This window comes from Actinomadura sp. 9N215 (assembly GCF_044326345.1).
Lineage (GTDB): Bacteria > Actinomycetota > Actinomycetes > Streptosporangiales > Streptosporangiaceae > Spirillospora.
Map to the genome: position 1 here is coordinate 35,593 of NZ_JBIRBA010000038.1, position 25,239 is coordinate 60,831.

Genomic DNA, 25,239 nt, shown 5'->3' on the forward strand with positions numbered 1-25,239 from the left:
GCAAAACGCTACAGAACGGGTGAGTTCGCTGGACGAAGAACGGCTCCAGGCGCAGCAGACGCTCCTGATCCGGCAGCGTGTGCGCCTGATGGTGAACCAGTACGAGGTGCACGCCGCCGCCCCGGACGGCGGCGAGGGTGAACTGCTCGCCTTCGCCCAGCAGAAACGCCTCGCCTTCAAGGAGCAGGTGACGCTCTACGCGGACGAGGCCAAGACCCGTCCGATCCTCGGCTTCAAGGCCCGCAAGCGCATCGACCTCGCGTCCGCCTATGACATCACGGACGCGCACGGCCAGCCCATCGGCGTCTTCCGCAAGGACTTCAAGAAGTCGCTGCTCGCCTCGACCTGGCACCTGGAGCAGCCGGGCCTCGGCGTCACGACGGGCAGCGAACGCAACAAGACCGTCGCGGTCCTGCGCCGCATCTGGCAGTTCATCCCCTACGCGGACGCCCTGCCGTTCGCGTGGCCGTACCACTTCGACTTCTACGCCGGAGACCAGGTCGTCTTCTCCGTCGACAAGAAGTTCGGCTTCCGCGACCGCTACGTCGTAGAGATCAAGGACCCTCGCCTAGACCGCCGCCTGATCATCGCCCAGGCCGTCGGCCTGGACGCCCTCCAGTCCCGCTGACCCCCACCCCAACCCCCACACGCCGCCCCCGCCCACCCCACACGCCATCCCGGCGCCCACCCTCCGGCGTCCCCGCGCCCACCCTCCGGCATCCCCCGCGCACAGCCTCCGGCGTCCCCCGCGCACGCCTTCTGGCGTCTCCGCGCACACCCCGCACGCTGTTCCTGCGCACACCCCGCACGCTGTCCCGCGTACCACACGCCGTCCCCGCGCACACCTTCCGCCGTCCCCGCGCACGTCCCCTGACTTCCCGGCGCTCGCCCTTCGGCGTCCTCGCGCGCGGTCTGCGGTGTTCTCGCGTGCAGTAGCCGGTGTTGTTCGGTGGCTGGTTGTTGGGGGTTGGGGGCGGGTGGAGGGATGGTGGGTCGACGCGTTGTCGTGAGGGTGTGGGTTGGTCAGTGTGTTCTTGCGTGGGCCTGGCCTCCCGGGGCTTTACATGTTACGAAGAGATGTAAAGCCGTGGGCGGAGCACACTTGCGTCGCGAGGGCGCGGCGTCACCCCCGGAGGAGGATTTCCCGGTGAGTTCCTACGACCTCTACAGCACGCCTGTCCCCACGGACACGTGGAACGTCCCCATGGCGGGCGACGCCCGGTTCACGTGGGAGTACGACGAGGGCCGTGACCGGCTGCTGAACCTGTACCAGAAGGGCAAGGACAAGCAGTGGGACGCGCAGAAGCGCATCGACTGGGATCTGGAGGTCGATCCGGTCAACGTCGCGGGCCTGCCGGAGCACTTCAATCCGCTCTTCGGCTCCGACATCTGGGAGAAGATGTCGCAGAAGGAGCGGGACGAATTCGGACGGCATCAGGGGTCGTGGCTGTTCAGCCAATTCCTGCATGGTGAGCAGGGCGCGCTGAACGTTTCGGCGCGCATCGTCCAGTCCGTGCCCGACCTGGATTCGAAGTTCTACGCCGCCACCCAGACCATGGACGAGGCGCGCCACGTCGAGCTGTACACGAAGTTCGTGCACGAGAAGATCGGCATGTACTACCCCGTCAATCAGGACCTGGCGAAGTTGCTCGCCGAGTCGCTGGAGGACAGCCGCTGGGACCTGCCATATCTCGGCATGCAGGTCCTGATCGAGGGGCTCGCGCTCGCCGCGTTCGGCCTGTACCGCGACATGTCGACGAACCCGCTGGTCAAGCAGCTGCTCGCGTATGTGATGCAGGACGAGGCGCGGCATGTGGCGTTCGGGCGGCTCGCGCTCAAGGACTACTACGCCGAGCTCACCGACAAGGAGCGCGCCGATCGCGAGGAGTTCGTCGTCGAGGGCTGCTACCTGATGCGCGACCGGTTCAAGGGACGCGAGATCTTCGAGCGGCTCGGCCTGCCGGTCGACGAATGCATGGAGTTCGTCGACAACTCCGAAATGTACACGCTCTACCAGTCGCTGCTGTTCAGCCGGATCGTCCCGTGCGTCCGGGATGTTGGGCTGTGGGGCGACAAGGTGCAGGCCGCCTATGCGGACATGGGCGTCCTCGACAATGCCAAGGCCGACCTTGAGGCGCTGATGAGGCAGGACGAGGAGATCGCCGAAAAGGTCGATGAGGAGCGGTACGCCGCGGAGCTCGCCGGGCGCAGGGAGGAGGTCGACGAGGCCATCACCCTCGGTGCCGCCGAATAGACCTCGTCCGGCCTGGCGGGGGCGTCCTTCGGGGCGCTCCCGCTTTTTTGTGTCTTCGGGGAACTTTGTTGGAAGTTGTCGCCATTTAGTGCGCGTGGGGATGTCGGCGGCCGGGTCCCGTAGATCTATATGGCGTTTACCAATTGATTCTCTAATTGGAGGTGCGCGCCTCGGGTCTGTACTAACGTCCCCGCTCGACGGTGCGCCGGATTTGCAAGCCGCGCGGGCGCACACCCACACGTGCAGGGTCAATCCGAAAACCCCGGGGGGAAGCATGAATCGATCCGCCAGAAGCCTGCTGAGCGTCTCCGTCCTGGCTCCGGTCGCCGCGGCGTTCGCCGTGACGGCCGCACCGGCGAACGCCGCGCCCGGCCCGGCCACCACGCTCCTCTACGACGCGGCCGCCGCGGCCGCGCCGGTCACCCGCACGCTCCCCGACCCCGTCACCCAGACCGCGGGCCAGACCGCCGAACGGGCGACCGGCGCGGTCGACGAGGTCCTCACCGTCGCGCCGGCCTCGCCGGGGCTTCGCTCCACAGCCGGACGGCGGTGCGCCCTGAACTCGGGCAAGAAGTCCAATTCCCCGGCAGGGACGAGCCTTCCGGACGTGCCGCTGCCGTCCGTCGGCCAGGGCTCGCTGGGCGGGCTTCCCCAGGGCGACTGCCTCCCGGCCGGGCGCCGCGCCAGGTCGAACACGCTGCCCATCCCGCCCGACACGACGAAGGTGCCGCGCGCGCTTCTGAAGGACGCCGGAAAGGTCGGCGGGGCGGTGCGCGACAGCCAGCTCGGCGGGCTCCCAGGCGTGGACACCGTTCTCCCGGGCGGTCGCCGCTCCGTCCTCCCGGTCGGACGGTCTGGTGCACTTCCGAACGGTCGGTCCGCTGCGCTTCCGGGTGGACGGGATGGTGCGCTTACGGGCGGTGGCTCTGGCGCGCTTCCGATCGGACGGGACGGCGCGCTTCTGGGCGGTGCTCCTGGCGCGCTTCCGGTTGGACGGGACGGTGCTCTTACGGGCGGTCGTTCTGGCGCGCTTCCGGTCGGACGGGATGGTGCGCTTCCGGTCGGACGGGATGGTGCGCTTCCGGTCGGACGGGATGGTGCGCTTCTGGGCGGTCGGCTGGACGCGCTTTCGGTTGGTCGGTCTTTGGCGGTGCCGGGTAGTCGGTCCGGTGCGCTTCAGGGTGGCCGTCGTGGGGCGGCTGCGGACGGTCAGCGGGCTGCGATGCCGGTGGGCGCGGGCTTGCGGGATGTCTCGTCCGAACTTGGTTCGGAGCCGGCCCCCGGGCTGCCTAGTGTTCCGTCCATGCTCGGGTCCGCGCAGCCGGGCGGGCTGCCGGTCGGCTCGACGCTCTTCCCGCCGGCCGGACGGCACGCGCGGCCTGGCCCGTCCGACGACGACCTGCTCGGCCAGGCGAACAACACGGTCAACCAGGTCGGCGGTGAGATCGACAAGACCGAGAACGGCGTCGGCAGCGTGGTGCATGTGCTGAAGGCGAGGCAGCGCGTCGCGAAGCCCGCGGACGGCCCGTTGTCCATGCCGGGCGCGCCCGGGATCGGGCTCCCCAACCTGCCCGGGATCGGGCTCCCGAGCGGGACGGGGAACGGGCTTCCGGCGGTGCCCGGACTCGGCTGACGACCACCGGGACGGGGCGTTCCGCGGATGCGACGACATTCGCGGAACGCCCCGTTCCGTTAGCAGGCAAGCGTTTGTTATATGTCCGAGATCGTAGCTTCTATGGGTAGTAAAGGTGATCTACGAACCCGGTTACCGTTCGGAGTTGATCAGCTTCATAGGGCAAAAGCTGGGGTGACAAACCCCACAAACCAGGGCTCTGCGGCTTGATTCACGTGGGACACACCGTACGGTCAAGGACTTGTGCGGCGTCTTAGAGATCAAAAGTGAAGATGCCATTCCCTCGCCGCACCTGCCGGACGCCTGAACCGCGATGATGCGGAGCGCCTTGAGATCGGCGCGGAGAGCGGGCCAAAGAGCCCGTAGGCGGCGGGGAATTCGGGACGCGTGACGTCGCCCGAACCTGCACAAGCCGCGAACACAGCGGGCGTCCGGGGTCCTGTCCCCTAACAAAGGACTCCTCTGTGGGTAGCCCTGTCAGGCGTCTTCTTCGAGCGCGCCTACGCACTACCATCCTGATCGTCTCGGGCGCCGCCGTCGCCGTCCTCGCGGTGGGCGCCTTCGCTCTCGTCAACGGCGACGAATCCACGAAACCGGCGTCGGCCGCGGAGAGCGCGCCGCAGGCCACGACGGCGTTTCAAGACCGTCCGCGAACCGGACCCACCCGCGCCAGCCGCGGCCAGCCCCGCTCACCGGAGCCGTCCCCGAAGAAGACGAAGTCTCCGAAGAGCAAGCCCGACAGCAGCGCCGGGCACGTGGCGAAACCGGTGAAGAAGAAGCGGCACAAGGTCGTCGAGTCAGGCTCGTGCAAGGCCTCCTACTACTGGGAGGGGCAGATGACCGCCAGCGGCGAGCCCTTCGACCCGAGCGAGCTGACGGCCGCGCACAAGACGCTGCCGATGGGCACCAAGGTCCGCGTGACGAACAAGAACAACGACCGGTCGGTCATCGTCCGCATCAACGACCGCGGCCCGTACGCGGGCGGCCGGTGCCTGGACCTGTCCAAGGCCGCGATGAAGAAGGTCGGCGGCACCGGAGCGGGCGTGATCCCCGTCCGGTACGAGGTCCTGTCCCGCGGCTGACCCCCGCGCTAACCGCACCCGCCCGGTGGGCCATCGAGTCTTGCTCGCCGGGCGGGTGCGTCCTTCACCGCCCGCGCCCGAACCCGCACCCGGCCGCGCCCGCCGCTCCAGCTGCCTCCGCCGCTCCGGCCGCTCCGGCCGCTTCTCTCGCCCCGGCGGCTCCGGACGCTTCCCTTGTGCCCGCTGCCCCGGCCGTGCCAGCTGCTGCGGCTGTACCGGCTGCTGCGGGATGTTTGTCGGCGCTCTGGGCCCCGGGTCCGGCGTTCTGTGTGCTGCTCGACCATGCCCCGTCTCCGCCTGCCGGTGGACGGGCGCCAGGCGGACGAGCCTGCTCTGTTCGCGCGTCTCTCGTGTCTGTGGTCGCGGACGCAACGTCCGACCCCTGGCGGACGTCGACCGGTTGTGCGGGTGCGAAGCCCGAGGTTGACGGCTTGGTGTTCTCCGGTTTCTCCGGTTGAGTGCTCTCCGGCTTAGCGCTCGCCTGTGCAACTCCGTTTGGAGCGTCCACTGGCTGTGGGTTGGCCGGTGAGGCGGCCGCTGACTGGACGACGTTGGTTGTCTGCATGCCGGACGGTCGCGTGTTGACCGGCTGCGTGTCGTCTGGGGAGGCGTCCACGGGGTGGACGCTCGTCGGCAGCGACTCGGGCGGTCGAGCGCTGACCGGTGGGATGTTGATCGGCTGGGTGGTGACCGCCGTGGCGTCCACGGGTTTGTTGTTCGTGGGTTGCGGGTTGGGTGAGTGGGCGTTCGTCGTCTGCGCCGAATTCGTCGTGTGGGCCGTGTCGGTCGGTTGTGTTTCGGTCTGGTGCGTTGCGGTTGGCGGGGTGTTGACGGGCACTTGGACGATTGTCGGCTGCGCGTCCGCCGGTGCGGTCTCTTCGGGCGGAGAGGGTGTCGGCCGGGCGAGGCGTTCGCGGAACCAGTCGGTGAGGACGCCGTCCACGCGCACGGCCTCGGTGATCGGTGGACGCGCCTCGGTGCCGGGTTCGGCGGCCAGCGCGTGACCCATGCGGAACGTCGCGGACTCCACCGGTCCGGCGTCGTGGCGGCGTAGGAGGTCGCGCAGGGACGTGATCTCCCGCGCGGGGACGACCCGGTCCCTGGCGCCGCCGATGAGGAGCGTCGCGACGTTCCGTCCGGTGAGGTCGCCGGCGAGGGTGCCGAGGTCGAGGCGGTCGGCGAGCGCGGCGGCGCCGTCCGTCCAGGATCGGTCGCGGCCGGACCGCTTCTCGACCGCGCGCGCGGCCCGCGACGGTGCGACGACGGGCGCGACGAGCGCGACGGCGCTCACCGGCACGGCGCCGCGCGCCACGGCCAGCAGCGCGGCCGCGCCGCCCGCGCTGAAGCCCGCCAGGCCGACGGCCGCGTCCGGGTCGTCCGGGAGGCCGAGATCGCGGCGGATGTCCGCGAGGGCGGCGGGGAGGCGCTCGACGGCGCTCTCGACCGCCGCGCAGTACGTCTCGATCGTCTCGGTCTCCAGGATCGCGCCGGAGCCGAGCCCGCCGGGAGAGCGGGCGGGCAGGTCGAGGTAGACGCGCCACACCGGCACGCCGGTCATCGGGATCGCCGCGGCGAGCGCGCTCGCCGTGCGGGGCGGATCGAATCCGGGCCAGGCCACGATCAGCCGGGTGGGTCCCGAGGCGGTCGCGTCGACGGCGGTCGGGGGCAGCGCGACGTACGCGTCGCCTGCCGCGGTGCCGTGGACGGGGTGGTTCGTATGGTGGTCGCCGCTCATGTCGGTACGTCAGCTCCTGCGATGCTCGACGGGCGATGCCGGTCGTGCCCGGGGGAGGTCGCTCCTCCCGGGTGCGGCGGCGCTCCTCTCGCGCGCCCCATGCTTCCAGCGGACGGCGGGCAACACACCGTGAATCGCCGCACGTCGCCCATGAGAGTGACGAAGAACTCACCAGAGGTGACGCCTGTCGAATGTTCGAGTGAGCGTCTGACCACGGGGTTTCGCGATCGTTCCGATGCTGTTGCGGGTGTGGTGCCTGTGACAAGAGCCTCATGGTCGGTCGGAGGGAACATTTCCGGCACCGGCCGCGTCGTAGATAGTCGTGGGCGCCGCGGGGGCGCGCCCTCCTGAACGTCCCTCTGAGGAGTGCTCGTGGACAGGAAGCGCAGCGCGGCCGCCGCGGGGCAGGCCTGGCAGATCTACGCCGAAACCCTGAAACCCGATGCACCAGGCCTCTGGGAGCGCGTACGCGCCGTGCCCCGGATGCTCAAGTCCGTCTTGCGCGGGCAGTACAAGGGGCTGTCCTTCGGGACGCTCGGGCTGCTCGCGCTTGGCGTCGTCTACATCATTTCCCCGATCGACGCCATTCCCGACGTGATTCCCATCGCGGGGATCGTGGACGACACAGGGCTGGCGCTCTGGATGCTCGCCGTCCTCGTCAAGTCCGCGGGGGACTTCGTCATGTGGGAGCGCAGTGGCCGACCGACGGTCGTCGTCGGCGAGCCTCTCGACTAACCGTCGGCGAGCTTCTCGACTAGGGCGTGTTTCAGAAGGGGCGCTGGTGCGGTCGGTTCGGTGGTGTGTCGCTGACGATAAGCAGCGAGGCCTCCGGTAGCTGGTTCTTCGACCAAGAAGACCAGTGTCCCGGAGACCTCGTGGCCACCTTAGCGGTGACGGGCCGGTTCGACCTGACCGATGCTCAGTGGGTGGTGCTGGAGCCGCTGCTGCCCAGACCGCGCATGTCAGGGCGTCCGCCCAAATGGAGTCCGCGCTCGCCACGCGGGTGGAGTGCGCCATCAACCGCCTCAAGCGAAACCGGGCGGTGGCGACCCGATTCGACAAACTCGCCGTCCGCTACCAGGCCACCATCCACATTGCCGCTATCAACGAGTGGCTATGACCCTTCTGAACACGCCCTAGGTGCTGGATCACGACCCACGGCACGTCCAGCGGGTCGTCTGGGAGGAACCGGCCGATATAGCGCACGGTGCATATCTGGAGAGCGAACCCGAGCTGACTGTGGTCCCGCGCCGCTTCGCGATCAGCTTGCGGTCCTCGTCGTCCAGGAAGAGGAACCGCTCCAAGATCAGGTTGCCGTCCAGGATCAGGGTGCGCAGCCACGGCATCCGGAGCACCTCGGCGGGGAACGCCTGGACTTTGCGCCCGGTCGGCCAGAGCCCGGGACACGTGGTCACTCGCCGACTCGGCCGCCGTCCGGGGCTCCGGGCCGCAGGACCGGCAGCCCGGCCCGGCAAGAGATCGGACCAGAAACCAACCAACCGAATTCACGCGGTGGATTCGGGCTCAGATACAGGGACGCGCTGCCACCTGCCGTACACGCAAGCCATACCAACTCGGTGCGTATGCGATCGGCGATCGGCTGGCCAAGCGGCACGAGCACAGGGCGATCACGACCGCTGGTTAGCGAACCTGTCGCCGCCGATCAGCAGGTAAGACAAACGCGGGTGAAGAACGGGCGGGCGGAACGAGCTGGGCCAGCGTGGTTCAGTTGAGGCTGCGGGCCGTCCTGTTAGCGAGATGATCGGGCTCGGGCACGTCCAGGCCGCTAGCATGATTGATCCCAAATCACCGCAATTTTAGGGACGTTACCTCGTGTCTGAGATTTCTGATGCAGTGGACCTGCAGGTAGTTGTCGAGGGTGCGGAGGCCGCGACTCACACTGTGGGGTTGTGCGACTGGCTTGGTTTGGAGGATGAACTGCGAGGGCGGGTAAGGCCTCAGCGGCGGGCACCAAAGCCGGGAGAGATGGGCGCGTCGGTGGAGTTGCTGACGGTGGCGGTGGGCTCCGGTGGCGCAGTGGTGGTGCTGCTCCAATCGGTGTGCACCTGGCTTACCTCCCGTGGTGCCGACGTCAAGGTCACCGTCAGCGCTGATGACGGGCGGCGTATCGAAGTGGACGTCCGTCGTGCCGCAGACCCGGCGGCGGTGCTGCGCGAGGTGGCGGAACAGTTCCCGGCGGCCGGCGAGCGGCATAGTGAGTCATAAGCCGCTCCCGGATGGTAGGGGCAGCCGGGCGGTGCTCATCGGGGCAGGTACCTTCCGCGACCCGGAGTTGCCCGACATTCCGGCTGTGCGCGCGAATCTGGAAGACCTGCGCCAGGTGCTGACGCATCCCGTATATGGCCTCCTCGCCGCCGAGCATTGCCAGGTATTGGCCGATCCCGCGGACCAGGCAGCTGTCGGCGTGGCCTTGACCGCCGCTGTCCGCGAAGCAGAAGATCTGCTGCTGGTCTACTACTGCGGCCACGGGGTCCTCGACGACACCGGAGTGCTGCACTTCGCTCTGACCGGCACGGACGCCGAGCACGTCGGCTTTTCCGCCATCCACGTCGACCTTGTCAAACGCATGGTCGGCAGCGCTCGCGCCAAAGCCCGCGTGCTCCTACTGGACTGCTGCTTCTCCGGCCAAGCCGTCACGGTCATGAGTAGGCGGAAAAGCCTCGCCCTGGGGCAGCTTGACCTGACGGGCACCTATACCTTGACATCCACGCCTGCCACCTCCCTCTCTCACGCCCCACTCGGTGCCCGCAACACCGCCTTCACCGGAGCGTTGCTGGACGCGCTACGAATACCCGGCCCGCTCACCCTGGATCAGATCCACCACCACATTGACCAAGAGCTGGCCGGCCGAGGCCTCCCGCGCCCGCAACGCCGCTCTGTCGGCGCCGCCGGAAACCTCACCGTGACGCGGGGGCCAATCCAACCCCCACTCCCGCCCCTACCTGCCGCCACCGCTTCCCGGCCCCGCAAGAAGCCGCCGAGCGCCAAGGCGAAGACTGGCCGTGCCGTGCTCGTGATGTTGCCGCTCGCCTTGCTCCAGGGCAGCACCCACGTACCCCAGGCGCCGGACTCATTCCTCGATACCACGCAAGTAGTGGCGGGAGTCTGGCAAGACGGCGCAGGAGATCGGAGTCACGAAGCGGATTCAAGCTACAACGCTGACGTCATCATGGGATTGCTCGATCGTACCGACTTCAACGGTGTTATCACGCTCAGGAGAGTCGCGCGAGAGGATGCGATAAACTCACTGAGGAGTCAGCAGGTCCACATTGCCGGCACGCTGGGCATAACTTCATTAAGAGAACAGCGAGTCGACTTTGTCGGACCGCTCGCGTCCTCGCGACTGGGTGTGTTGGTTCGTAGCGATGATACACATATAGAAAAAATATCGGACCTTTCCCGGCGGACCGTATGCATGATTGCCGGCTCGACGTCGATCGATGATTTGGCGAAGGTCGAAAAGGGGGCGCGGATCGTCCTGGAAAAGGATTTTGGTGACTGCCGCACCGGCCTATTGGCGAGTAAAGTGAACGCGATCGTCGGAGACCGGTTGACGCTCGCCGGCATGCAGCTGGCAGATCGGCAGGATACCAAACTTGTCGACGGGATCAGGTTCGGCCCTCGCACCTCCACGGGGTTCGCGATAGCCAAAGGCAATCACGAAACCTGCCAACGCCTCCGAACAGCCTTGCACAACTATGTCGGCAGCAACGATTGGCGGAAGCACTTCAGCGAACGCCTCCCCTTAACCCGGGACTTCCTCGAGGCACAACCCACCTTGGAAGAGATTAACGAAATGTCTTGCCGAGGAAGCACGGCAGGCTGAGCCTGAATGCGCCGATCAATATCGGGTGACGATGGTGCGGTAATGCAGAGAGGTGCCCTCTGAACTGGGAAGATGGGAGTTCTTCACTCTTCCATGAACCCGGTCCGAGAGGGCACCGCGTAAGTGCGATTGTCTCACCTTGCCAACAAGACGCATGCGGTGTTCGACGACGAGCCCGTCATCGCTTATGGCGGTCTGGTGCCGGTGATGCAGCCGGCCGAGCGCTGTGGCCTGCCGGGCCTGGTCTTCGAGCACGTCCGGGTCCGTGAGCGGTGTGGGGCCAATGCCGGCGGCGAAGGTCTGCTCGATCGTGGCGGGATGGCCGCGGGCGCTGACTGCATCGATGACCTGGACCTGTTGCGGCACGGCGGCATGGACAAGGTGTTCGACGATGTGCGGGCGCCGTCCACGCTGGGCTCGTTCCTGCGCTGCCTGTCCTGGGGGAACGTCCGCCAGATCGAGAAGACGGGCCGCCGGTTGCTGGTGGCTCTGGCCGCGCACACGCCGCTGTTGCCCGGCGCCGGTCAACTGGCGTTCGTGGACGTGGACTCGATGCAACGGCGGGTGTATTCGGCGGCCAAGCAGGGCGCCGGGTTCGGCCACACCAAGATCGGGGGCAGCAGCGTTCTGGTCCGCGGGCTGAACACCCTGGCCGCGACGTTGTGCACGCCGCTGGCCGCCCCGGTCGTGTGTGCCACCCGGCTGCGGGGGGGTGTCCCTATTGGATCTGTCAAGCAGCCTGAGGTTCGGTCTGGCGCTGGTAGGTGGTGCCGTCCCGGAGCATGGCGAACAGCACGTCGCAGCGGCGGCGTGCCAGGCAGATCAGAGCAGCGTTGTGACGCTTTCCTTGTTCGCGTTTCCGCTGGTAGTACGTTCGCGAGGCCGGGTCTGCGAGGGAGGCGAACGCGGCCAGGAACATGGCGCGTTTGAGGTTTTTGTTGCCGCCCTTGGGCGGGTGCTCGCCGCGGATGGAGGTGCCCGAGTGCCGGGTGACCGGCGCGAGCCCGGCGTAGGCGGCCAGGTGACCGGACGTCGGGAACGAACTGCCGTCGCCGACCTCCAGCAAGACGCGTGCTGCGGTCCTGACCCCGAAGCCGGGCATCGACGTCAGGACCCGGGAAAGAGGGTGCGCATCAAGCATCCTCTCCACCTCACTGGCGATCTGTTTGCGCTGGTCCAGCACGGTGCGCAGCGAGCTGGCCAACCTGGGCAGCACGGCCTCGGCGGCGGTGGTGCCCGGGACGGTGACGGTCTGCGCCTCCAGCGCGGCCAGGATGTCCTCCACCAGCTGCTCGCCCATGCGCGGCGCGAGCTTGCGGGCGATGTTCAGCATCCGGCGGCGCCCGGCCTGCCGCAGGCCCTGCGGGCCACCGAAGCGGACCAGCAGTTCCTGGACGGCCGGGTGGTCGGCCTTGGGGCCCAGCACCCGCTCCAGCGCGGGGTGGATCTGGGTGAGCAGGCCGCGGATGCGGTTGCGGACCCTGGTGGCCTCGGCGGCCAGGTCGTCGTCGAACCCGACCAGCACCTCCAGTTCGGCCAGAGCCTCCTCGCCGGTGTCGACCCGCCGCAGCGTGTGCGGCAGAGTGCGGGCGGCGTCGGCGATGACGTAGGCGTCGCGCGCGTCGGTCTTGGCGGTGCCCGGGTGCAGGTCGGCCAGCCGCCGCATAGTCAGCCCGGGCAGGTAGGCGACCTGGCAGCCGGCGGCGCGGGCGACCGCGACCGGCAGCGCGCCGATCGAGGCGGGCTGGTCGACAACCATCAGCACCGGGCCGTGCTCGGCAAGCTTGGCGAACAGCGCCTGGAGCTTGGCCTCGTCGTTGGGCAGCGGCTTGTCGTGCAGCCGCTTGCCGGACGGGTCCAGCGCGCAGGCGTGATGCTCACCCTTCCCGACGTCCAAGCCCAGGAACACCGCGTACTCGCTGCTCATCAACGTCCCATCACGTCGCAGGTCACCTCATGCTTGCTTGGTCGGGGTCGGGCGACGACTGCCGGCAGCCACGTTATGAAGAGACCTGCCCCGAGGGGGCGGCCGGGTCCCTATCAGCGGTCCATCGACGCCACCAGACCGGGTGACAACACCCCCCGGATCATCAACAACAGGGGAACTCAGTCATGCCCGGCCAGGCGACCAAGATCCCCGATCACCGGGGACGCGAAGAAGATAACGGGGACCGCCGCCAGCGCGCGGGGCGCCGATGCCCTGGTCGCCGAGGCGATCGGCACCAGCCGGGCGTGCGGCGCTTCGGGGCTGCCGGTGATGCGCGGCGACTCGGCGTTCTACTCGGCCAAGGTCATCGCCGCCTGCCGCCACGCCGGGGCGTGCTTCTCGGTGACGGCGAAGATGGACCCCAAGATCAAGGCCGCGATCGCCGCCATCGACCAGGCCGCATGGACCGCGATCAGGTATCCCAACGCGATCTTCGACGAGGAATCGGGGACCTGGATCTCCGATGCGCAGATCGCCGAGACCACCACACCGCCTTCACCTCCACCAAGAAACCCGGTGACCGCCCGCCTGATCGTGCGGCGCGTCAAACGCCTCAACCCCAAAGCCACCGCCGGGCAAGACGAGCTGTTCGGTCTGTGGCGCTACCACGCGGTCTTCACCGACTCCCCGTTCGAGCTCGCGCAGGCCGAGGCTCAGCACCGCGACCACGCCGGCGCCATCGAGCACACCTTCGCCAACCTGACCGACGGCCCCCTGCCCCACCTGCCCTCCGGCGACTTCGCCGCCAACGCCGCATGGCTGGCCTGCACCGCCATCACCCACAACCTGCTACGCGCCACCGCTGTCTGGCCAGCGCGTTCCACGCCCGAGCCCGCGGGACACTGCGCCGCCACCTGATCGGTGTCCCCGCCCGCCTGGCCCGGCACGGACACGGTCACCTCACCCTGCACCTGCCCGAGCACTGGCCCTGGGCACCAGCCTGGCTGGCGCTGTTCGACACCATCCGCCCACCACCAGCAGCAGCGGCCTGACCAGCCCCAACCCGGTCACCGCACCTCTCGACGACCAGCACGGTCACCCACCCCAACCCGCCGACCACACCCCAGCGGACAAGCCGCGACCGCGCACGGCAGGCCTCGCACACCCCAAACCCGCCACCCACCAGCAGAAACCGCCCCCGGGCAAGAGATCGGACCAGAAACCAACCAACCGAATTCACGCGGTGGATTCAGGCTCAGGGACGCGGGGATGGCGGATATCGGCACGGGGAAGAGCATGGGTCCGTGTACAGACAATCCGGCGCGCGCGACCGGGTTCTGAAACACGGCCTAGCCGTCGGCGAGCTTCTTGACTCGCCGTCCGCGAGCTTGTCGACTAGGCGTCGGCGTGCTTCTTGAATATCGGCGGGCCTCTCGGCTAACAGACCAACGGCGGCGGTGAGGACGTCGTTGGTTGGCAGTGGGCGCGGCGTTACTGCGCTGGTGGGCCGAGTTCCTTGGCGAAGCGTTCGGCGGCGTCCTGCATGATGGGCACTACGTTCGGAACGGCCTCGCGTGTCATCCGTCCGGACGGGCCGGACACGGAGAGGGCCGTCAGCGCCGGGGCACCCTGCAGGGGCACGGCCACACAACGAACACCGATTTCCTGTTCCTCGTCGTCCAGTGCATAGCCCTGCTCACGGATGCGCTTCAGCTCGGAGAGGAGCGCGTCCGGGTCGGTGAGGGTGTTCGGTGTGTGCGCGTCCATTCCCGTCCGGGCGAGGATCTCGCGGACCCGTTCGTCGGACAGTTGCGACAGCAGCGCCTTCCCCACGCCGGTGCAGTGCGGTTGGACGCGTCGTCCCACCTCGGTGAACATCCGCATCGAGTGCTTGGACGGCACCTGCGCCACGTACACGGCCTCGTCGCCTTCCAGCACCGCCATGTTGGCCGTTTCGCCGACCTCGTCCACAAGGCGGGACAGCACCGGCCGCGCCCACGTGCCCAGCAGGCGGCTGGCGCCCTCGCCGAGCCTGACCAGCCGCGGGCCCAGGGCGTACCGCTTGGACGGCTCCTGGCGCACGTAACCCTTGTTCACCAATGTCCGCATCAGGCGGTAGATGGTCGGCATGGGCAGTCCGGAGACCTCCGTCAGCTCGGACAGCGCCATCTCGCCCCCCGCGTCCGCCAGATGTTCGAGCAGATCGAACGCACGCTCAAGCGACCGGACCGCCTCCGCCACCCGCGTCTCCTCTCCCTCGCGACCCACCCGATTCTACGGAGAGTCGATTTCGCTGTACGAAAGACCTGGGGTTGGCTGGGCGGCTCACGTTACGCCTGGCCATGACCTGGCAATAACTGTCGTTGCCCGGCGCGCCACGTCGCCGCCCCCCTGGCAGTCAATACGGACAGAACCGGGAGAGGGATCGGGTGCGAACGGGGCGCCGAACGACACGCTGGGGTGCGATCGCGGCAAGCGGCGCACTGACCGTACCGTCGCTGACGCTGGGTGGTCCAAGCAGTGCGGCCGTACCGGACGGACGCCCGTCGGCCGTCCGGTTACACATGGACATGACGGCTCGCGGGAGTACGACCGCCGGGCCGGACTATGCGCTGACCTACACGGTCCGGGTGAGTGCTGAAGGCGGGACTGCTCGGGATGTGGCATTGCAGCTCACGGCCGAACGCCCGCTGACCTGGATGAGGTTTTCGTCCACGTGCGGTCGGGCGGCGTCCGGTCAGAGCCTGCGATGCGACCTAGGCGATGTTGGCGGGACGGTGCTTGAACGAACGGCGACCGTCCGCATCCCGCATTCCGTGGTTTCGGGGGAGTCCACTAAGACGTTGAGTGTCCTCGCCGTGGCGGACGCTGCGAACACAGCCCACCGATCGGTCCGCGCGGTGGTCGGCTTCTCCGACGGTGCCGTTTCTGCTGGGGCTTCTTCGTCGATGGACGGGGAACCCACGCTCGTGGCTACGGGGAGCGTTCCGCCGGGGGCGGATGCTGTGCCCTGTCAGGGCGGCCAGGCTGTCGGGCAAGGCAAGCCCCGTCACGCCGATCTGCCTAGTGGTGCCAAGCCCAGCAGCCCGTCCGGTAACTCGCCTGGGGGTGGAGGCGCGCCGTGCCAGGCAGGGACGCCGCCTAGCGGCGGCAAGCCGCGTGCGGTTGGACAGGGGGGCGCGGATGGTTCTTCGTCCAGCACGCCGCGTTCGGGTGCCGCCACTGGTGGCAAGCCGTCGCCGGGCGCGTCGAGCGCGTCGAGCGGTAGTGCGCCTTGCCAGGGTGGCAGGCCTTGTCACGGGGGCCCGCCGAGCGTAGGCGTGCACGGTTCAGGTGGTCCTTCGGGCGCGTCCGGCAAGCCTTCTGGGACGACGCCGTGCAAGAGCGGCGTGGCGTGCAACGCTGGGAAGCCGAGCGGTGGGGGCCAGTCGAGTTCCAGCGGTCAGCCGAGTTCCGGCGGCCAGTCCGAGCCGTGCAAGGTCGGCGCGGCAAGCAGCAGTGGCAAGCCTTGTCATGCAGGCAAGCCGTCCGGCGTAAGGCCGTCGGCAGCGAAGCCGCCCGGGGTGAAGCCGTCAGTGGGGAAGCCGTCCGGGTTGAAGCCGTCAGTGGGGAAGCCGTCCGGGGTGAAGCCGTCAGCGGGGGTGCCGTCCGGGGTGAAGCCGGGTGCGGCTGGCAAGCCAACGGGCAAGCCGTGTCAAAGCGGCGCGGTTGGCGTGGCGGGCAGCGCGGGTGCTGCGAGTGGTGCGCCGTGTCAGGCGGGGATGCCTAGTGGTGGCAAGCCGCGTCCGAGTGGTGCTGCCACCGGCAAGCCAAGGACGGGCGCGCAGCCCGGCACGGGTGGCAAACCAAGCGCGGCCGCGTGCAAGGGCGGCAAGGTGTGCAACGGGGGCATACCGTCCGGCAGCGTTGGGGTGAAGCCGCGGGTGACCCCTGAGGCGGGCCCGCCGAGCCAATCGAAGGCGCCCGGCCGTCCGGGCCTGGACGACCAGGTAGGTGCGGGTCCCGGATCGGGCACCGGAAAGGTTTGCCAGCGCGATCAGTCCGGGAAGTGCGTGGCTGGGCAGGTCCTGCCGCCCGGCGCGGACGGAGGGACAGGAGCCGGTGCATCCGGGACGGGTGGAGGCCAGACCATCCCTGAGGCGCCCGTGCCTAACCTGCCGACGGCGCCGCAGCCCGAGGCCGTCGTCCTGCCGCCGTTGAACGCGCCTGGGGGAACACCGACGCGTGCCGCGGCGGGGCAGAGCCAAATGACGCTGATGTCCCCCACCAGCCTGGACGATGGCGACGAGACGGACTGGGCCGTGGTCGTCGGCGTCGCACTCGTGGCTGAGATCGGCCTGCTGTGGGGCGCCGCATGCATCGCGCTGTGGCGGCGTCGCATCGCATTCCAACGCGCCGCGTCCAAGGCCGCCGAGCGCGGTCAGCCGACGGGCTGACCGCCATGACGGAGCGACGAGTCTCCGACAACGACGGCCTTCCAAGACGACGACCGTCCCGACGCGACGACCGTCCCAGGACGAGTAACCATCTTGGGCCGAGCGGACATTCCAGAGCGAGCAGCCGCTCTGGGGCGAGCGGCTGTTCTGGGGCGGCGGGTCTTCCGGGACGCAGTCCTTCCGAGGCGACGGCCGTTCCGGAGCGAGCGGCCGTCTTAGAGCGAGCGGGCGTTCAGGGACGCAGGCCTTTCGAGGCGGCGGCCGTTCTGGGCGGCGGGCGTTCCGGGGCACAGACCTTCCGAGGCGGCAGCCGTTCCCAGGCGAGCGACCGTCTTAGGACGGGCGTGCCGGGCGGGCGGAGGCTCTGGGGTGGCGGTGTGCCGGGCAGGCGCCTTCCGAGGCGAGGGGCGTTTCGGGGGGCGGCGGTCTTAAGGCGAGCGGCCGTTCTGGGGCGGCGGGTGGCTCGGGGCGCAGGCTTTCCGAGGTGACGGCCGTTCCGAGGCGAGCGGCCGTCTGGGACGGGTTTCGGGGCGAGCGGGCGTTTTGGGGCGCAGGCTTTCGAGGCGGCGGTCGTTGCGAGGCGGGGGAGGGTGTTCCGGGGCGGGTGGCCGTTCTGGGGTGGCGGGTGTCCGGGTGTGGGCGTTCCGGGAGTGAGGGGCGTTCTGAGGTGACGGGCGGTCCGGAGAGCGGGCTTTCCCGGGGGTGACGGGGTGCTCCGGGGTGACAGGTGTGTTCCTGGAGCGGCCGGATGGCGATACGAACGGTGGTGTGCTGGTTTCTGGTATCCGATTCGGAGGACGGTTGTCCCCTAATGGGGCTTCCCGTCAGTAAGCTGACCGACTGACGGTAAACGCTGCCGTGACGGACAGGGGATCCGGTATGTCAGACGCCACGCTGCAATGTCCGAAGTGTGAGTCTCAGCTCGCCAGTCACGAACGCAACGGGGTTGTGATCGAGGAATGCCCGGGATGCAAGGGCGTCTTTCTCGATCGCGGCGAGCTGGAGCAGCTGATCGACGCCGAGAGCCGCTACCTCGCCGCGCTCCCGGACGAGGTGAACCCGGAGACGACGTACCAGGGACGGCACCGCAGGGGCATCATGCAGCAGATCTTCTCCGGCGATCAGTAGGTCCGCGGATGGGGGCGGGCCTCGTGAACGTCCGCGCGTGAGAGGACATTTCCTCCCGTCACGGGAGTGATAAACCCTGCTTTGGGGAGTGTGGGCGCGGGCCAATATCGCGCCCTGACTACCCATGCGGTAATTCCACGATCATCGCCGGTTGTCGGGGGTGTCAGAGAGGGTTGTCCGGGGCGGTGCGCCGACGGCGTCGTCTGATATCGCGTGGCCCGTCTGGCCCGTCCGTCGGACGGTGATCAATGGCGTTGGGTTCGCTGCTTTTCTGACTGGTGGCTTGCGGCTCCGGCCGGTTCGGCCGCGTTCTCCTTGAGTTGGCTGGGGCTTTGGACAGGGCTTCCTCAGTGCGCGTGGTGTGGAGGGTGTGCTTGTGGCGATCTAGGCGGGGCGAGAATTAGTGAGGTGACGAGTTGTGCCCCCCGGGGGGGAGGGGGTGTCTGGCTGGGATGGACGGTGATTGTTTCGACGCTTCTCGAAATCGGGTTGAAAAATGGTTCATTGACTGTATGAGGAAAGCGTCGCGATTCTTGGGGACGGCATGAGGCCGCCAATTTCTGGGCCGTGGCCAGCGCGCATGCCGACAGCTTCCCGCCGTCCATGCTGCAAGGAGTCGCGTGATGCAGCGTCGAAATCTGTTCGCCTGCGCCGTTCTCATCGCCGCTACGATCCTCCCCGCAGCCAGCGCCTCTGCTGCTTCTGTCGATCCGGCCGCCAGGGCTGGCGCGGACGGAGCGGTGGGAACGGATGGGGCGGATGGAACCGCCTCGCCGAGTCCGAATGCGCCTAAGCGCGGATACGTCGCGGGCGCTCGGACGTTCACCCCCGACGCCCGCAATGCCAAGGCCGTCCAGCGCTTCCGTGAGCTGCACCGTTCCCGCGTCCAGCGTGAGAAGATCCACCACTTCTGGGGTGTCGAGCCCGCCGCCGGGTCGCATGACGGAATGCAGGCCACGCAAAGCGTCGACACGAGCTACACGGTCTCCTTCAAGGACGACTTCACCTACACGCCGACGATCAAGGCCGCCGGGTCCTGCATGGAGGTCACGACCGTCTACTCGCAGGTTCTTGGAAACGAGATTTGGGCTTGGGATTGGTGCGGAGGCAACGGGCCGAAGAAACAAATCAAGATGGACGGCGCCTTCGTCGACACCTATACGAAACCGGTGAACGGTCACCCGGCGTACAGTGTCCAGCTCGTCGAGACGAACGCGGGCAGCAACGCATGGTCGGCTTACCTCTACAACCAGAAGACCAGTTCCTGGGAACTCTTCTACAGCAAGTCGGGAACGGATCAGAGCGAGCTGACCTACGGTTGGAACATCTTCGAGATCTACGCGACCCGCGACCCGAGCACGGGCAACGGCTACTACTGCAGCGAGGCCAAGAACGTCGTGTTCGAGAGCAGTTCCATTCAGCTCCGTCAGAACAATGCCTGGCGTCCGGCGGGCGCCTCCGACTCCCCGTGGCGGCCCACGGCCAGCCCGAACCCGAATGACTACCTTTGCCCGTCGCTGAAGTTCGTCCGCGCAGGCCAGGGGGCCAACGACCACTGGATCGTCCGCCAGTAGGACCTTTCCGCTGTCCGGCGGCGTGTTCCTTCTTTGCGCTGCCGCACAAGGCCCGCATGCCCGGCTGCGAGTGTCGGGTCGGCGTCAACTGATGGGCGGACTCGACAACAACGCCGTTTCTCGGGACGAGGTCCCGCGCTCCACCTGCTGTGCCTGTGCGTGTTGTAGGTCTTTGCTGGGTATTGGGACCCAGGGTCGGCAGATCAGGGGGGTGCAGATGACGTCCACGGAGCGGTATGGGCCGCAGTTCGGCCCGGACATCACGTTTCTGGGGGTGCCGCGCTGCACCTGGTCGGATCCGTCGACCTATGAGGACGCCGACGTCGTCATTCTCGGGGCCCCGTTCGACGGCGGCACGTCCCACCGGGCGGGAACGCGGTTCGGGCCGCGGTATATCCGGCAGACCTGTTATATGCCGCACAATGGGTCACGGCCGTCGCTGGCACTGCGGGTGGACGGGCTGCAGGGCGACCTGACGGTCTACGACGCCGGGGATGTGGAGATGTATTCCGGCGATGCCGAACGCTCCGTCCGAGACCTGCAAGAAGCGGTGTACGCCGTGGCCCGCACCGGGACGATTCCGCTGATCCTGGGCGGCGACCACACCATCGCCTGGCCCGACGCGGCCGGAGTGGCGCAGCATCTGGGCGCCGGACGGGTCTCGATGGTCCATTTCGACGCGCACGCCGACACCGGCGACATCATTTTCGGATCGCTGATCGGGCACGGGCAGCCGATGCGGAGGCTGATCGAGTCGGGCGCGTTGCGCGGTGACCGGTTTCTGCAGCTGGGCCTGCGCGGTTACTGGCCCGGTCCGGACACGCTGGCCTGGATGGCGGAGCAGGGCATGCGGTCCTATGAGATGACCGAGATCGTCGCGCGTGGCCTGGACGAGTGCCTGACCGAGGCGTTCCAGATCGCCACCGACGACTGCGACGGGGTGTTCCTGTCGGTCGACATCGACGTGTGCGACCCCGGGCACGCGCCCGGCACCGGCACGCCCGAGCCCGGTGGCCTCACCGCACGGCAGCTGCTGGACGCGGTGCGTCGCGTCACCTACGAGCTTCCGGTCGTCGGGATCGACATCGTCGAGGTCTCTCCGCCCTACGACAACGCCGACATCACCTCGGCTCTGGCGAACCGCGTCGTGCTGGAGGCCCTGTCCGGCATCGCCCGCCGACGGCGCGACGACCGCGACGGAACCGTCTGGGATCCTCGCCAACCCCTCCTCGACGGACGCTGACCCCAGCCGCGACCAGACGTTTCTGGGTCATTGCGGGTGCGGCCTGGTGTGAGGGCGTGAGCGATACGGCGTCCGGCCCCCCGTCCAGCCCCGTCCGGCCCCATCGGGCCCCTGAGCTGCGCTAAGGCGGGGTGGGCGAGCCGGGCGTCTTGGGCGGGGACGACGGGGTGGACGTCGGCGCGCTGTTGAGGGTGCCCGCAGGAAGGACGCTGAGGGCCACGCGCTGTGCGCGGGTCGCGTCGGCGCCCGGGCCCTTCAGGGAGACGAAACCCCACGCGCCGGGCTTCCACTGCCACGCCAGCTCCACCGCCCCCGCCCGCAGGACCGGCGTCGCGAGCACATAGGCCGGACGCCCGTGAACCGGCGGCGCCGGACGACCGGACGGAACGCGCCCGCCGCTCCCCTCCGGCAGCCCACCCCGCGGGTACATCTCGATGAGGCCGTCCGCGCGCAGTGTCCCGCCGGGCCGCTCCGGGCGCAGCGTGATCCGCTGGACGTCGCGCCGCGACTCGTACGACACCGGCGCGAACCCGCCGGCCGAGCCGACCTGGAACTCGTGCCGTCTCGCGTCGAACCCGCCTGCGACAGGCTCGGGCGGCCTGGACGGCCGCCCGGACGGGTCGCGGTCGAGGAGCGGCACGGCGAACAGCGTCACGACCACCGCCGCGGCGGCCGCGACGGTCGCCGCCGTCCGACGGATGCGCACACGACGCCGACCTGCGCGAACGGCCGCATCCGCGAGCCCGACCGTGTCGGCGGACGCGGGTTCATAGCCGCGCAGCACCCCGAGCATCCGGGCGGCCTCATCGTCGGCGTCATGCACCTCACCGGATTCACCGACCTCGTCGGGTTCATCGAGCGCACTGACCTGGTCGGGTTCGTCTAGGGCACCGAGTTGGTCGGGTTCGTCTAGGGCGCTGACCTGGTCGTCGGTCTTGCTTGTTGCGTCGGGTTCGTCGGGTTCGTCGGGTCGGTCGGGGTTGCGCACCGGGGTCACTCCTTGCTCCGTACGGCCGGGTCGGTGTCGCCCAGCAGTGCCCGCAGCCGGGCGAGGCCGTGCGCGGTCTGGCTCTTGACGGTCCCCTCGGAGCAGCCGAGGATCCCCGCGACCTCCGCCACGGGAAGGTCGCACAGGAACCGCAGGACGAGGACCGCGCGCTGCTTGGGCGGCACCCTGTCCAGCGCCGTCCGGACGACGGCCTGCGTCTCCACATCCGGGACGCCCGCAGCGGGGACGCCCGGCGTTTCGGCGGGAGCGCCCGTGAGCCGGACGCGCGCCGTCCAGGCCAGGCGACGCTCGTTCAGGAACGACCGGACCAGGATCGCACGGACATAACGGTCGATGTCCTCGGCTCCCCGAGCGCGGCGCCAGTGGACGTACAGCCTGGTCAGCGCCGTCTGGACGATGTCGTCGGCGCGGTGCGCGTCGTGGCACAGCAGGTGGGCGATGCGGCGCAGGCCGGGCAGGGCGTGCGTCACGTACTCGACGTACTCCGCCTCATCCGCCGCCCGCACCGCCGCAGCCCTTCCTTCCCCGATCCGTCCGAGCACCGCCGACCCCAGCCCCGCCCCTGCCGGTGGGCCCGCAGCAGTTGGTCTGGTTCTTCGTGAGACGCTCGGACGGGCGGCGGGGATCGTTCGTTCGGTTGCCACGGCCGGTCACCGCCCCCGTCCGTCGTGGGTGATCGGGCGGACGTCCCACAGCCACACGCCGTCCTCGGAACGTCCAGGACCGAGCAGCGCGGACACGACCGCGTACACGTCGCGCTCTCGCGGGTCGCGGCGGTCGAGGACGACCAGGTCAGCCCGCCAGTACGTCAGATCGGCGAAGGCGGCGGCCCGTTCGGCGTCGCCGACCGCGGGCGGGTTCCCGTCGTCGCCGGCGCGGCTCAGCAACTCGGACGTCGGACGGCGCGGCGCCCCGTACCCGCCGAGACGCCGCGGCCCGAACGGGCCGAGGAAGTACCCTTCGGGCACCGCGAACCCGAGTCCCGCCTCGATCTGCCAGTGCAGCGGCCTCGCATAGGCGACGTCCGGCAACGGCGCCGGGACCAGCGTCCGGCCGGGTCCGACGTAGCGCCGCCACGTGCCTTCGGTGAAGAACGCGGGCGTCGGCGGCCGGTCCATGGCGGGCAGCGGCTTCGGGACGATCGGAACCAGCGCCTGCGCCAACACGACCACGCACACCAGACGCGCCCGCGTCCCGCCAGGCGAATCCGCGAGGAAGCGGTCGAGGCCGATCGCCAGCAGGAGCCCGATCGGCGGGACGCACACCAGCGTCATCCGCGACTCGATCACCGACTCGTACAGCGGGAACCGGGCGAACACCCGCCACGGTCCGGGCACCCCGGTCGGCTCGCCGTTCACGATGATCTCCGGCCCCAGGGACAGGACGGACGCGACGACGACCACGACGCCCAGCGCCCGCGCCGCCGGATCGCGCCGCAGCCAGACGACCAGCGCCGCCACCAGCACCAGCAGCGGCCAGCCGAAGAACGCGTTCTGCTCCGTCGTGCTCGCGGCCAGCGGCCCCGGGACGGCCTCGTGTCCGGCCAGCGACTGCCGGGCGAACGCGGCGAGCGTCACGACGTCGTTGCCCGCCGGGCCGTGCAGCAGCCCGTCGTAGCTCTGCCGTCCGAAGAACTGCCGGGTCAGCGCGTACGCGGTGAGCGCCGCGGCGATCAGAGCCGCCACGGCCAGGCCGCCCGCGACCCGCCGCGCCATGGCGACGCCGTCCGGCCGCGCGAGAACGTACGCAACACCGAAGACCGCAAGGCCCGTGGCGGCGAGCAGGAGTGCCTCCTCGCCGAGGAAGACCTGGTACGCGACCAGGACACCGAGAACCACGCCGTTCCGCAGAACACCTCCGCCACCGCCCGCGAGCTCGTTGCGTTCGGGCGCGCCGCGGGCGAGTCGCAGGAGCCGTCCCACGATGAACGGGATGACGAACAGCGCGACGAAGTTCGGGTGCGCGTTCGCGTGCGAGATCATCGGCGGCGCGAATCCGCAGAACCCGCCCGCGACCGCCGCCGCGGGACGCGACAGGCCGAGAGATCGGCGGGCCAGCCAGTACCAGCCGGCGGCGGTCCCGGCGAGCCCGAGCGTCAGCACCAGCGCCCAGGTGACCGACGGGCCGAACGCCAGCGTGATCGGCGTGAGCGGCACCGACACGCCGAGCATCACGGTGTTCGCCATGAGGTTCACGCCGTCCGGGGTGTTCTGCAGGGTGGTGAAGAGCGGATCGTCCAGGTGCGTCACTGACCGGGCCGTGACGGCGAAGAACCATTCCCATTGCGTCTGGTCCTGGCCGCCGTCCACGAGGTAGCGGCGCGCCGGGTCCGCCCACAGGTTCTTCAGGACGACGAACGCGGCCCCCACGAACCCACCGCACACGACAAAGTCGATCCCGCGCCGCCGCAGGCCCCGGCGAACCCCCACCACCGCCCGCCGCCTCCGCACACCCCCACCACCGCCCGGTTTGTCGCGGCGCATTCGGGTGTTGATCACGCTGCCGCCTGTGGCTGCGTCCGCGTCGTGGCTGTGTTGGCGGCGTCCAGGGGTCGGGGCGGGTGGACGATGCGGCAGCGGCCGTGGCGGAGGCGGATGGCCATGACGTCGCCGAGTGTCCGGATGTAGCCGGACGCGCGGACCTTCGAGCCCGGGCGATGCGTCCACCGCACCGGGACCTCGGTGACCGGCCATCCGCGCCGGGCGAACAGGCACAAGATCTCTACGTCGAAACCCCAGCCGTCCACCCGTGCCGCAGCGAAGGCTGTCCGTGCCCGGTCGCCGTCGAACAGCTTGAATCCGCACTGGGTGTCCGCCACGCCGCGTAACACGATCGCGTGGATCAGGGTCGTGCCCGTCCGGGCCAGGAGAAGTCGGAGCCTGTGCCGCCGTACGTCCCGTCCACCGGCCGCGCGGGACGCGATGGCGGCGACGGCGCCGTCCATGAGCGCGGCGTGCAGGCGTGGCAGTTCGTCCAGCGGTGTGGCCAGGTCGGCGTCGGTGAACAGGACGAGCGCACCCCGCGAGGCCGCGACGCCCGTGCGTACCGCGTGGCCTTTCCCCCGGTTGGACGGAGACCGCAGCAGCCGCACGCGCGGATCACCGAATGCGGCACGGGCGACGATGTCCGCACCGCCGTCCGCGGACCCGTCGTCCACGACGATCAGTTCCCAGCGGTGCGGGCCGGCGTCGAGGTGGGCGCGCAGTGCGGCGAGCGTGGACGGCAGGCGGTCGCGCTCGTCGTAGACGGGGACGACGACCGACAGGTCCACCGGTGCGGCAGCGGGTGCGTTCACATCCCGAGGACCACGACGGGACCGTCCCCGGTTGTATGACCTACATCACACCTGCCCCGAGCCGGCCGGTCACCGT

At 69.2% G+C, this 25,239-nt stretch carries 25 protein-coding genes; 13 read left to right on the top strand and 12 right to left on the bottom strand.

Annotated elements, in window-relative coordinates:
* Positions 1–19: 19 nt before the first annotated feature.
* Positions 20–628 carry a hypothetical protein gene (locus tag ACH34T_RS40010; protein ID WP_396026221.1) on the top strand — a complete coding sequence of 203 codons (609 nt, stop codon included), beginning with the start codon at positions 20–22 and terminating at the stop codon, positions 626–628.
* 519 nt (positions 629–1,147) lie between these two features.
* Positions 1,148–2,254 (top strand): ferritin-like domain-containing protein, encoded by a 1,107-nt coding sequence (locus tag ACH34T_RS40015; RefSeq protein ID WP_396026222.1) that lies wholly within the window; start codon positions 1,148–1,150, stop codon positions 2,252–2,254.
* Positions 2,255–2,644: 390 nt separating this feature from the next.
* Here ACH34T_RS40015 and ACH34T_RS40020 read toward each other — a convergent pair whose 3' ends face one another.
* Positions 2,645–3,064, bottom strand: a complete 420-nt coding sequence (locus tag ACH34T_RS40020; RefSeq protein ID WP_396026223.1) for a hypothetical protein — start codon at positions 3,062–3,064, stop codon at positions 2,645–2,647.
* A 493-nt stretch (positions 3,065–3,557) separates the two neighbouring features.
* Here ACH34T_RS40020 and ACH34T_RS40025 point away from each other — a divergent pair, with 493 nt between their 5' ends.
* Positions 3,558–3,887, top strand: coding sequence for a hypothetical protein (locus tag ACH34T_RS40025; protein WP_396026224.1), 330 nt, complete (start codon positions 3,558–3,560; stop codon positions 3,885–3,887).
* A 464-nt stretch (positions 3,888–4,351) separates the two neighbouring features.
* A complete protein-coding gene (locus ACH34T_RS40030) occupies positions 4,352–4,969 on the top strand; it encodes a septal ring lytic transglycosylase RlpA family protein (protein ID WP_396026225.1) in 618 nt (205 codons plus the stop codon).
* A 64-nt stretch (positions 4,970–5,033) separates the two neighbouring features.
* Here ACH34T_RS40030 and ACH34T_RS40035 read toward each other — a convergent pair whose 3' ends face one another.
* Complete coding sequence (locus tag ACH34T_RS40035) at positions 5,034–6,704, bottom strand: hypothetical protein (protein ID WP_396026226.1); 1,671 nt, start codon at positions 6,702–6,704, stop codon at positions 5,034–5,036.
* Between the two features lie 372 nt (positions 6,705–7,076).
* Here ACH34T_RS40035 and ACH34T_RS40040 point away from each other — a divergent pair, with 372 nt between their 5' ends.
* On the top strand, positions 7,077–7,439 hold the full coding sequence (locus ACH34T_RS40040; protein WP_396026227.1) for a YkvA family protein: 363 nt from the start codon (positions 7,077–7,079) through the stop codon (positions 7,437–7,439).
* 244 nt (positions 7,440–7,683) lie between these two features.
* A complete protein-coding gene (locus ACH34T_RS40045; protein ID WP_396026284.1) occupies positions 7,684–7,824 on the top strand; it encodes a hypothetical protein in 141 nt (46 codons plus the stop codon).
* Here ACH34T_RS40045 and ACH34T_RS40050 read toward each other — a convergent pair.
* Together ACH34T_RS40050 and ACH34T_RS40055 are read right to left on the bottom strand one after the other, a co-directional pair.
* The gene (locus tag ACH34T_RS40050) at positions 7,779–7,910 is read right to left on the bottom strand and encodes a hypothetical protein (protein WP_396026228.1); all 132 of its coding nucleotides are present in this window, start codon (positions 7,908–7,910) and stop codon (positions 7,779–7,781) included. The two genes, ACH34T_RS40045 and ACH34T_RS40050, sit on opposite strands and share 46 nt — an antisense overlap.
* Positions 7,853–8,119 (bottom strand): hypothetical protein, encoded by a 267-nt coding sequence (locus ACH34T_RS40055; RefSeq protein ID WP_396026285.1) that lies wholly within the window; start codon positions 8,117–8,119, stop codon positions 7,853–7,855. Before ACH34T_RS40055 ends, ACH34T_RS40050 begins: the two co-directional genes overlap by 58 nt.
* Positions 8,120–8,558: 439 nt before the next feature.
* Here ACH34T_RS40055 and ACH34T_RS40060 point away from each other — a divergent pair, with 439 nt between their 5' ends.
* The gene (locus tag ACH34T_RS40060) at positions 8,559–8,930 is read left to right on the top strand and encodes a hypothetical protein (protein ID WP_396026282.1); all 372 of its coding nucleotides are present in this window, start codon (positions 8,559–8,561) and stop codon (positions 8,928–8,930) included.
* 31 nt (positions 8,931–8,961) lie between these two features.
* A complete protein-coding gene (locus tag ACH34T_RS40065) occupies positions 8,962–10,551 on the top strand; it encodes a caspase family protein (RefSeq protein ID WP_396026229.1) in 1,590 nt (529 codons plus the stop codon).
* Between the two features lie 15 nt (positions 10,552–10,566).
* On the opposite strand, the gene ACH34T_RS40070 is transcribed toward ACH34T_RS40065, so the two are convergent.
* Both ACH34T_RS40070 and ACH34T_RS40075 read right to left on the bottom strand, forming a co-directional pair.
* On the bottom strand, positions 10,567–11,154 hold the full coding sequence (locus ACH34T_RS40070) for a hypothetical protein (protein WP_396026230.1): 588 nt from the start codon (positions 11,152–11,154) through the stop codon (positions 10,567–10,569).
* 127 nt (positions 11,155–11,281) lie between these two features.
* Positions 11,282–12,478 (bottom strand): IS110 family transposase, encoded by a 1,197-nt coding sequence (locus ACH34T_RS40075; protein ID WP_396026231.1) that lies wholly within the window; start codon positions 12,476–12,478, stop codon positions 11,282–11,284.
* A gap of 330 nt (positions 12,479–12,808) precedes the next feature.
* Between ACH34T_RS40075 and ACH34T_RS40080 the strand changes: the two genes are divergently transcribed.
* Positions 12,809–13,396, top strand: coding sequence for a hypothetical protein (locus ACH34T_RS40080; RefSeq protein ID WP_396026232.1), 588 nt, complete (start codon positions 12,809–12,811; stop codon positions 13,394–13,396).
* 573 nt (positions 13,397–13,969) lie between these two features.
* Here the strand turns inward: ACH34T_RS40080 and ACH34T_RS40085 are convergent.
* Entirely contained in the window at positions 13,970–14,719 is a 750-nt protein-coding gene (locus ACH34T_RS40085) for an IclR family transcriptional regulator (RefSeq protein ID WP_396026233.1), read from the bottom strand.
* A 1,270-nt stretch (positions 14,720–15,989) separates the two neighbouring features.
* Positions 15,990–16,154 (bottom strand): hypothetical protein, encoded by a 165-nt coding sequence (locus ACH34T_RS40090; protein ID WP_396026234.1) that lies wholly within the window; start codon positions 16,152–16,154, stop codon positions 15,990–15,992.
* A 580-nt stretch (positions 16,155–16,734) separates the two neighbouring features.
* On the opposite strand from ACH34T_RS40090, the gene ACH34T_RS40095 reads away from it, so the two are divergent.
* From ACH34T_RS40095 to speB, 4 genes are all read left to right on the top strand, one after another.
* Complete coding sequence (locus ACH34T_RS40095) at positions 16,735–16,914, top strand: hypothetical protein (RefSeq protein ID WP_396026235.1); 180 nt, start codon at positions 16,735–16,737, stop codon at positions 16,912–16,914.
* Positions 16,915–17,793: 879 nt separating this feature from the next.
* The gene (locus ACH34T_RS40100; RefSeq protein ID WP_396026236.1) at positions 17,794–18,042 is read left to right on the top strand and encodes a zf-TFIIB domain-containing protein; all 249 of its coding nucleotides are present in this window, start codon (positions 17,794–17,796) and stop codon (positions 18,040–18,042) included.
* 620 nt (positions 18,043–18,662) lie between these two features.
* Positions 18,663–19,616, top strand: a complete 954-nt coding sequence (locus tag ACH34T_RS40105; RefSeq protein WP_396026237.1) for a carbohydrate-binding protein — start codon at positions 18,663–18,665, stop codon at positions 19,614–19,616.
* A 217-nt stretch (positions 19,617–19,833) separates the two neighbouring features.
* A complete protein-coding gene (gene speB, locus ACH34T_RS40110) occupies positions 19,834–20,859 on the top strand; it encodes an agmatinase (protein ID WP_396026238.1) in 1,026 nt (341 codons plus the stop codon).
* Between the two features lie 121 nt (positions 20,860–20,980).
* On the opposite strand, the gene ACH34T_RS40115 is transcribed toward speB, so the two are convergent.
* The 4 genes from ACH34T_RS40115 to ACH34T_RS40130 all read right to left on the bottom strand — a co-directional run bounded on the left by ACH34T_RS40115 (position 20,981) and on the right by ACH34T_RS40130 (position 25,163).
* A complete protein-coding gene (locus ACH34T_RS40115) occupies positions 20,981–21,847 on the bottom strand; it encodes a hypothetical protein (protein ID WP_396026239.1) in 867 nt (288 codons plus the stop codon).
* Between the two features lie 5 nt (positions 21,848–21,852).
* Positions 21,853–22,374, bottom strand: a complete 522-nt coding sequence (locus ACH34T_RS40120) for a SigE family RNA polymerase sigma factor (RefSeq protein ID WP_396026240.1) — start codon at positions 22,372–22,374, stop codon at positions 21,853–21,855.
* Positions 22,375–22,518: 144 nt separating this feature from the next.
* Entirely contained in the window at positions 22,519–24,366 is a 1,848-nt protein-coding gene (locus ACH34T_RS40125; RefSeq protein WP_396026241.1) for a hypothetical protein, read from the bottom strand.
* The gene (locus ACH34T_RS40130; protein WP_396026242.1) at positions 24,363–25,163 is read right to left on the bottom strand and encodes a glycosyltransferase; all 801 of its coding nucleotides are present in this window, start codon (positions 25,161–25,163) and stop codon (positions 24,363–24,365) included. Before ACH34T_RS40130 ends, ACH34T_RS40125 begins: the two co-directional genes overlap by 4 nt.
* Between the last annotated feature and the right edge of the window lie 76 nt (positions 25,164–25,239).